This window comes from Acinetobacter sp. CFCC 11171, from assembly GCF_003268405.1.
GTDB lineage: Bacteria > Pseudomonadota > Gammaproteobacteria > Pseudomonadales > Moraxellaceae > Acinetobacter > Acinetobacter amyesii.
In genome coordinates this window covers 1-8,395 of record NZ_LQXP01000062.1, presented here as the reverse complement: position 1 = coordinate 8,395, position 8,395 = coordinate 1, and the positions used below count along the sequence as shown (strand labels likewise).

Here is an 8,395-nt window from a genome sequence, read left to right as displayed (position 1 = left end):
TTCTTTTCTTCCCCATCAAAAGCTTGTTCATGTACCAATTGCCCAAAACGGTTATAACTAAATAAATATTCCGCATGGTTTTGATTGGTAAGCTTTTGAATACGCCCTTGATTGTCCCATTGGTAGCCAATTTGATGGCGGTTCGCATCTATACACTGTTCGAGCAAACCCGCAGCATTATAACGGTACTGCGTGTTTAAACCTTTGGTATCCGTATGCTTCAGCAAGCGTCCTTCTTCATCATGTTCAAATTGTTCTTTTAAACCATCAGGATAAACAATTGCTTTAAGCTGGCCTTTGTCTTTTCCCTCTGAACTGTTGATATATTTGACTTGCTGCGCATCAGCAGACGCTTACTTAATGAGAGTTTGTGGAGTACCTACACAGTGATAAAATACAACCCGTTCTAATTCATCTTTCTCAACCAAATAAAGTTAAATTATTCTCAGCGAGTAAATGGCGTTTTAATTTCTGTAATATTCCATACATGTATTAATCCCTAATTTATTGTAATAAAAAGCGAAATACCAATAATCATTACTAGTAAAGTTAACTTCATCACCATCTCTTGAGTAATGTTTACTATAAATAGGATTTAATATATCAACAGAGTAATCATTTGTTTTACAAAAACTATAATAGTTATTATATGAATCAATCAAACTCCATTTATCAGCTAATAACGCTTTTTTTATTTTTTCATAATCATTATTAGAGAAATTTTCTTTACTTATTTTTAAAACCACAAGTTGAGTAGAGCTTTTTTTCCGGAGAGTCTCATAACTAAAACTATATTCTTTAAATAGTTTTTCAGATAATTCTTTTAAATCTATTTCATCATTTTTACTATTATTTAATGATGTGCAGTTTATAAGTAAAAGAGATAGTATAATATAACATAGTATTTTTTTCATTTTATAACCTCTAATCTTGTGTACGAACTAAAGTAGGCTTACTATCACTTACACTTATATCTACTCCAGGAGTACCCATACCAACTTCCACACCAACAGGTCCATTCCTATCAAAGAAGGAGCCAGCAGGAGTTGTAACTCCAATCCTAGCTCCCCACCATCCAACACTCTGAGATATTCCCATGCCTGTTAGAAATTCATCAGTAGCTTTTGAATTTGTCAAACCTGATGGTTTATTTAATATATATCCTGCCATGCAGCTACCACTAAACATTTTTCTTAGTTTATTCAGCTTAGTAGCTCCTATTTTAAATTTATTATCTATACTTTTTTCAGCAATATCTCCTACCGTTTTTGCATGATCTTTCATATCTTTAGTTCCAGTTAACGAAATACCACCCGCGGTATAGACATTACCATTATGTAAATTATATATCTTAGAACCTCCAAATGCTGAGAATCCTCCAGTACATATTACATAATCAAACAAAGGTTCTACTGCAATTTCACATTGTCTCCCTGTTTTCATCCAACAATCATAATTACGCTGTCCTTCATATGCTATTCTAGCTTGAGCACTTGCTGGAATTCCAAACATTTCACCAAAATTAAAACTATTTAATCCTTCTGGATCGACCCACAAATTAGGATCATTCACATAAGCCAAGTTATTCAATCCACCTTCTAGTCCTATTGGATCTTTACTTACATACCTTGCACTATGCGGCTCATAATATCTGTAGCGGTTATAATGTAAACCTGTCTCCTTGTCGTAATATTGGCCTTGGAAACGAATATTTGTTTGTTCAAGTAGGTTTTCACTAGCCTTAATTTCTAAAGCAATACCCCATGTATTCTGCTTAATTTCCCAAACACATTCACCCAACTCATTACTTAAGGTTTGCGGTGTACCTACTTGGTCACAGTGGTAAAATGTAACTTTTTCTAATGCAGCCTTATTCTTCCGTGTTTCAGTTTTCCATACTGAGTCTTTATAAACTGAGTAAGGTTCTGTTTGGAACTTTGAGTAGTCTGGTGTTTCAATTAATTTAATAAATCCGGCATAGCCTGTTTGTAGCAAGGGTACAAAGCTATTCGGCTCATAAACATAATGCTTGGTATATTGCGCTTGTTCATTACTGGATTGTTGTGACTCCCAAATCATTAAGTCACTATCCCAGCCAAATAACGTTAAGTTTTTTTCTATTGGGCTATGTTTATATAAGCGTCGACCAAAGACATCATAGCCATAAGTCGTGACTTGGCCATTGTTATCACTTTGAATCAGACGATTTAGGTTATCCCACGTTAGTTTTAGCGTTTTGCCTGCTTGGGTCGTTTCAATCACATTGCCTTGCGCATCGTATTTATAGTGTTTGCCTTGATATTGCGTAATCAGGTTATTTTTCACTTGTGATGATTGTGTCGCAATCGGGTCAATCAAGTTACCCGCTGGGTCAAAGGCAAAGCTTTCTGTAAGTTGCGGACCTTGGCTTTTGATCAATCGTCCAATTACATCGTATTGATAGTTGAGTTGACCTAAGCGACTGTCCTCAACTTGGGTCAGTAAGTAGTTTTTATCGTATTGATAATGACGTTCTGCTTGATGCTGTACACGACCTGTAGTTTCTTGTTCTGGTCGAATAATTTGTGAACTCAGCAGACCGACATCATTATAATTTTTGCTTTGAATTAAGCCATTGGCCAACATACGAGCTGTTTCACGATGCAAATCATCACGTTGGAATGCCACCATATCTTGTTGGTTAAAGGCGATGCCATAGATATGCCCTGAACCATATGTCAGATTGGTTTGGACTTGTCCATCTGGGCGGATAGTCTTGCTTAAGTTGCCCAACTCATCGTATTCGTAACGCAACACTGCAGTCAGCGGCTTTAAATTTGGCACGTTATAGTGCTGATGTTCGCGTACCAACTGCCCGAGCGGATTTCGATAAAAGTTGATTTTGCTTTCTTTATTTGTCGCTTGGCTGAGTTGATTATTTAGATTGTATTCAAATTCTTCAGTTTGACTGTGTCGTGTTTGCACATGCGTATAGGTTTTTGAAGCAATTGAACCGTCTGCATGATAACCCAATTGGGTCAGGATATTCGGTTGACGTATTTGAAACAGCTGTCCATTGTCATTGTAACTATAATGCTTTTCTTCCCCATCAAAGGCTTGTTCATGCACCAACTGCCCAAAACGGTTATAACTAAATAAATATTCCGCATGGTTTTGATTGATCAGCTTTTGAATACGGCCTTGATTGTCCCATTGGTAGCCAATTTGATGACGGTTCGCATCTATACGCTGTTCGAGCAAACCCGCAGCATTATAACGGTACTGCGTGCTTAAACCTTTGGTATCCGTATGCTTGAGCAAGCGCCCTTCTTCATCATGCTCAAATTGTTCTTTTAAACCATCAGGATAGACAATTGCTCTAAGCTGACCTTTGTCTTTACCTTCTGAGCTGTAGATATATTTAATTTGCTGCGCATTAGCAGACTGCTGGGCCGTCAGTGCGCCTTCTTCATCGTATTCCCATGCGCTTTCTTTACCTGAACAATCGCTATATGCGGTCATTTGTCCCAAATCATTGTATTGAATTTTTTTAGCGCCGCCTTTGGCATCAATGATTTCTATAACTTGATTATCGTTGTTGTATTTATATTGCGTGCTATGACCTAAAGGGTTAATTTCCTTGGTGACATTACCATCCGCATCGTATTCTTTTTTCCAAATATTCCCTTCTGGATCTTTAGTCTCAGTTAAATTTCCTGCTTCATCATAGGCAAAACGGATGATGCCTCCATTCGGCTGTACAATTTTAATCAGCTGATCTTGCTCGTTATAAACTTGTTCGGTTTCTAGGCCTGCAAAATCAATTTGACGGGTAATGCGTTTTTGACTGTCACGAGAGAGCCACTTTTCTCGGCCATCGGCTAATCGTGTGCGATAAGTAAAACCATCTAGGTCAAAGTAGTAATAGGTTGGCACATCATAGGCATCGTACACAGCAACTTGGCGCAGTCTCGGGTGCCACTCCAACCGTGTTTTAAAACTACCATCATCTGCCCATTCTGCGATGGCTTTGGCATTCGCCTCTTTTGATTCATAACGGATATTTTGCCCACGACCAGTACGGTCGGTATAACGGGTCAGCTGATGCGCATCATTATATTCATAGCTGCGTACATGGCCATTTTGATCCACTGCCTGAATTAAATTACCTTGCGTATCATATTTATAGCGTGAAACTGGCTCTGCTTGATCATCTACAAAGGCAGCGATGATTTTCACTTGATCATTAAAAGCAAACTTGAGTTGATGCTTGCCACGCTTTAATTGAAAATCAATACTTTGCAGATAAGCTTGCTGTTCAAACAACAGATAACTTAAGGCAACTTTTTCATCTGTTTCTTCATTAAATTGCTGAATCAACTGATAGTGTTTTCCGCCATTAAAGCTATGGAAATGAAAACTCCACGCTGAACCAAAATTCAGCAGCAAGTCTTCATTTTCTAATGGTTCTATACTAAAGCCTTCATAAGGCACCGTATAAGCCTCATACACAATTGATGCAGGCAGCTGATGCTTGCGGCCATTGCTGTCTATAAACAAATAGCCGTTTTTATTTTGGCAAATGACATTCGAAAAAGGCATCATCCAACGCGCCCCCATGAGGCTTTGGTCAAACTCATGCATTTGCGAGTTATATTGACGACTAAAGCTAAAACCTACTTTAGGCAAAAAGAAATCTGAATGATTGACACGTTCAGCACCTATAGCATAACTAATACTGTTGTTAGTTGCTGAGTCACTAGGTGTAGCATCCTCACTTGGAATCGAACAAGTTGGATCATTCAATGCATCTGGTTGCAAAGTTAAAAACTCTAAAGTATCACCCATCGTATGTTGTTCGTGCTCACCTGTTTGGTTCAAAGGCACACTCGCACTGGATTTATTACCCTGTTTTTTGATGGCTTTTAAAGTTTCTTGAATGAGCCATGCCAAGGTATATTTTTGCCCCGCATTGCTTTGTTTTTGAATTTCATTAGGAAGTAAGCTCAATGCCTGAGTTGCTTCGGTTTGTAATAATGTACCTGTCTGTGCTTTTCTAATTTTAGGTAGCATATTCGCAAGTGCACTTGTCTTGCTTAAATCAATCAGCGGTTTCGTCCAATTGCTAAATTGTTCAGTCGGATCACGTTTTTCTGCGCTTGCACCAAAACTAATGGTTGGTGAAACAAGTCCTGAATTAATAGGCGCTGCAAATGTATTCAGGATTGCGCTACCTAAAGTGGTCGCGCCTGAAAGCAAAGTAGGAAGTTTAGCTTGAGTTTCAGTCAGAAACTTTTCTAAATCCCCTGCCATTTGCGCATTTAAATGCAAAGACATGCGTCGAATATCAGCCTCTTGAATTTTACCATTGGCTGGATATAACTTCTCAGACATTAAACCCAGCAAAGGACGTAAAGCCATTCTTACATGTGCTTCTGCTTTGGGTTCTAAATACAATCCTATCAAGTTCATACTCAGCAATGCAGTTTTTTGCACCGCTGCATCACCTTGTTCTTGCTCGGTGGCAAATAAAAGTAAGTCTAAAACAGCCCCTGATAATGCAAAGATATTCGCTACAGTCGGAACATTCGCATTGGCTTTTAACTGCTCAAGGCTGGTATTGCCACATGCTTTTAAATAATCCTGTATTTGATGCGCTATAAACTTATGATCTTCGGTATGGGTCACACTCTCTAAATTAAAAATTGCCAGTTCTACCGCTGGCTTATTTGTCGGTTGTTGTTCTTGTTGAACATTTTGTTCAGTCGTCATGTAAAAACCTATTACTCAAATTCTAAATTATTTAAAACTGTCTTTCGCTTAATCTTTTAGCAAACACTAACCGTTGTTCTTTTTCGGTCGTGTGGTTTCACTATAAGTGAGATAAGGGCTTGAATATTGCTTCCTATCTACCCAATCATCGTCACTGGCAAGGACAGGTATCACTGGTGCAGGTGCAACTTCTGCTACTTTTATTTCAGGCACTTTAGGCACCGCCACGGGTGCAGCTGTCACATTCGCGGGCGTTGCAGAGCCTTCTCGAATGGTTTCTGTATAGGTCAATGCGCGTGTGGAATAAGAAATTTTACGGCCCACAATGTCCTTATCAATGGTTGCTTGTGAGTTCTGAACTGCGGCAGCAGTTGACCCAGAAACGATGCCGTTACTCATTCCACTTCCACCTAATACACTGGATAAGCCTTGTGCCCCCTGACCCAAACTTGCCATTTGTGAAGCAGAAAGCCCCAAGTTGAGTTTCGATGAAATTGCAGATAGTGCAGAGTTGGTGACTTGGTCTTTAAATTGATTTAACGCTTGTCCGCCCACCTCTTTTAATGCATTTTTCCCTATATTTTTTAAAGAATCTGCATTTAAATTGAATAAGTTATCTTTAAGCTGTGAAGTTAAATTTTGCCCCAACGACCCGAGTGCATTCTGAATCAAGTCTGAAGCTCCCGGTACAACGTTTTCTGCCCATTGATAGTCACGCTTAAAATGACTCGCTGAATCCCATGCACTACGTGGATCCGTTTCAAACTCTACTTTGGCAGGCCCTGGCGCGATACCTGTGACTTGCGCAAATCCATTACCATCAAGTTTTCCTGAAACTTGCTTACCCAATGCATCAATGACTTTAAATCCAGTACCGCTAAAGAAGTCTTGTCCACCATAACTTTTAAGCAGTTCTAGCGCCCCTTTTAGAGGATTTGAAGCAGGAAGCTGAGCTGATTGACTTGCACTTGCCGCAGGTTTAAATAAATGTTGCCCCGCATTCACTTCAAACTTTCCGCCTGTTTTGGAAAGAATGCCTGAACCATTTAAGGTAATTTGGGAAGATGCACCCGTAATCACGATTTCTTTGGGACTACTGATTTCAATTTTATCTTCAGTCGAAGAAATGGTGATGCCTTTCTTCGCCAAGATATCCAGTGCATCCGACTGTGCCTGAATTTCAATTTTTCTTTGTGCTGCAATGGCTTTAATACCGCCTTGTGCTGCAAATAAACTAACTTTACCTAGCGCCTGACCGACAATATTTTTTTGGGTACTCAGGTTAATACTATCACCAGCAATCTGATTAATCATACCGGTTGCTGAAAGGTGAATATCTTCCGGTGTACTCAGCGCAATACCATCAACCGAATTGAGTAAAAGAATGGCTTTTTTAAATTTCGCAATATCTTTTTCAATTTCACTCGCAAAGGCTTTGAGCTGCTCAACTGACTCTATTTCATCAGTCTTTTGATTTTTAGCAATATCACTCAATGCCTTAGCATTAGTTTGGCTACCTTCAAGTTGTTTCTTGGCAATCTCAGCATCTAGGTGTTCACCTTCGGCCCCATCTTGTTTATAAGTCGAAACCAATAAACCTTGCCCTGCCCGTACTGCGCCCCATTGATCGGTACGTAATTCAAAACCTTCACCTCGATCTTCACTTTCAGCCTTGTCTTTCGGATGACTGAGCTTACCGAGATTCAGTTGGCTCGCACCATGACTACTTTGCAGCTGGGTACTAATTTGACCCGTGGTATCATCAAAACGTAATTGCCCAAAACCTTCACCCGCCACTTCTTTCGAGCGAATCCCAGCAAGTTTTTTGGTATCTGGCAATTGTCCTGTATTGTCAAATTTGGTTGGACTACGCTGCGCTTCATGTATACGCCCAACCACAAATGGACGATCAATATTGCCATCAAAGAAATCAACGACAACAATTTCACCGATTCTCGGCAAAAAGCGTGCGCCATAACCTTCACCCGCCCAAGGGGTCAACACATCAACCCAAGCCGAATCTGTGTCATTATTGTTCGCACCTGCACCGCCATCATGGCCATGATCATCGGAACGGGTAAACAAGAAACGGACTTTTATCCGCCCCCATTCATCAACATGAATTTCTTCACCGGCAGGCCCCACAACTTTAGCACGCTGCGGATGTGTTACTGGTCGATGTGTAAGCGGATTAAATTCAGGGACGGTCGTAATATTTCGACGTTGCAAAGCCAAGGTATTGGCTTGGCGTTCATCCGCCTCGCTTTGTTTGACTTGCCACTGACTTTGATGGATCAGTTGTGTAACTTGATCGGTTAAGTCTTTGGGTAAATTATTTTGATTATAAAAAGACTTAGATAAAATCAAAAACTCTTGATCTGCACCACGATGCTGGTCAATCTCTGGATGCTCATCCAATTTGAACCAATAACCAACTTGTGTATCACGCACGGTACTTTTAGCAATAAATTGTTTGGCTTGAGCTGCATAATAATCACTAAAATTTTGATTGAGACGTTCAACTTGAGCACTATTAGAAGCTGTTGCAGCATCTTCACCATTCAGATCTTGCATCCATGCAGGGCTCACATGCCATGCCTGCTCTAAGCTTAAGCTCGCATTATCTTGATTTTGACTATGTAGG

Annotated in this window: 3 protein-coding genes and 1 pseudogene; all 4 read right to left on the bottom strand. The window is 39.8% G+C overall.

Features of this window, described 5'->3' with window-relative positions:
- Nucleotides 1-350 (bottom strand): annotated as a pseudogene (locus tag AVJ20_RS18940) (hypothetical protein); the annotation flags it as partial.
- 114 nt (nucleotides 351-464) lie between these two features.
- Nucleotides 465-914, bottom strand: a complete 450-nt coding sequence (locus AVJ20_RS17450) for a hypothetical protein (RefSeq protein WP_111886095.1) — start codon at nucleotides 912-914, stop codon at nucleotides 465-467.
- 10 nt (nucleotides 915-924) lie between these two features.
- Nucleotides 925-5,751, bottom strand: a complete 4,827-nt coding sequence (locus AVJ20_RS17445; protein WP_111886094.1) for an RHS repeat-associated core domain-containing protein — start codon at nucleotides 5,749-5,751, stop codon at nucleotides 925-927.
- Between the two features lie 66 nt (nucleotides 5,752-5,817).
- A partial coding sequence (locus tag AVJ20_RS17440) for a DUF2345 domain-containing protein (protein ID WP_111886093.1) occupies nucleotides 5,818-8,395 on the bottom strand: 2,578 nt, incomplete at its 5' end.

Coding starts and splice junctions, on each gene's coding strand:
- AVJ20_RS17450 (WP_111886095.1), bottom strand. CDS start 914: ATGAAAAAAATACTATGTTATATTATACTATCTCTTTTACTTATAAAC.
- AVJ20_RS17445 (WP_111886094.1), bottom strand. CDS start 5,751: ATGACGACTGAACAAAATGTTCAACAAGAACAACAACCGACAAATAAG.